Raw genomic sequence first — 1,038 nt, forward strand, 5'->3', positions numbered from 1 at the left:
GATTCGGTTGTATCAGAAACCGCAGTTCCAGGTCATTTACTGTACTTCTCTCCATCGCCTGCAAATACTGTACCTTATCAATTTTCGCCCAGTCCGTTACTTTCCCCAGACGCTTTTTGAGGATCATGTCCAGCCAGATTCTTGTGCTTCTGCCATTGCCCTCCATGAACGGGTGTGCCACATTCATTTCCACATATTTTGCGATAATTTCCTCAAACGTATTTTCAGGCATCTTCTCGACTGCCGAAAGAACTGCATCTAAGTACAAGCTGTTTGCAAAACGGAAATTGCCCTTTGCAATATTCAAGGTTCTGATTTTTCCGGCAAAGTCGTACAGCCCGTCAAAAAGTGCCTTGTGTATTTCTTGCAAACCTTTTACTGTGCCAACTTCTATTCTGTCAATCTCACCGCTTATAAATAACTGCTTGGCTTTCTCAAAACTTTCTCGGTCAATTTCTCTTGTTGTCATTGCTGTCCCTTTCTCTGTAATATCAGAAATCGTTCTATCTCTATTATACCAGAATGCTTTCATTTACACAACAGCATTTTCAGAGAACTGGAACACCACAACAAAAGTTAAGTCTCCCACAACCTACTCCACACCTGCACTGAGAACAAGCCATTTCGCCACAATGCAGCCAAAACCCAAACAGGCTCAATCACACTGCCATAACATCAGAAACGCCTTGACACCCATTTCCTTTCTCAGAGCCATATTGCGTCACCCAGGACTTATCTCCTGTGACTTGCTTGATGTAGTCCAGAAAAGCATATAGCTCTGATCTGTTCCCTGAAAACATTGTCCCGTCTATATAGCTGACCGAGTTCATAACAAAATGAGCGTGATATACCGACGAACAACCGCCATATATCTTAGAGCAGGGCTTTCGATGTATTGCGTAAACGATCTGATACTTGTCCGAAAAATAAGAGGCAATGCTCCGGCTCATAGATTCCGCCCGCTCATAATTATCACCCCAAGTCGATCTCGCACTGTATACGACAATAAAATGAAATGCCGGATTTCCACTGGTCTTA

2 protein-coding genes are annotated in these 1,038 nt (G+C 43.2%); both read right to left on the reverse strand.

The genetic code is table 11. The features are described from left to right. Window positions 1-469 (reverse strand): protein adenylyltransferase Fic (gene fic / locus RUMCAL_RS03515; protein ID WP_084194327.1); only part of this gene is annotated, 469 nt, incomplete at its 3' end. Between the two features lie 190 nt (window positions 470-659). Continuing rightward, on the reverse strand, window positions 660-1,038 hold a 379-nt coding region (locus RUMCAL_RS16165), incomplete at its 5' end, for a relaxase/mobilization nuclease domain-containing protein (RefSeq protein ID WP_021681146.1).

Origin of the sequence: Ruminococcus callidus ATCC 27760, from assembly GCF_000468015.1 — a bacterium.
GTDB classification, from domain to species: Bacteria; Bacillota; Clostridia; order Oscillospirales; family Ruminococcaceae; genus Ruminococcus_C; species Ruminococcus_C callidus.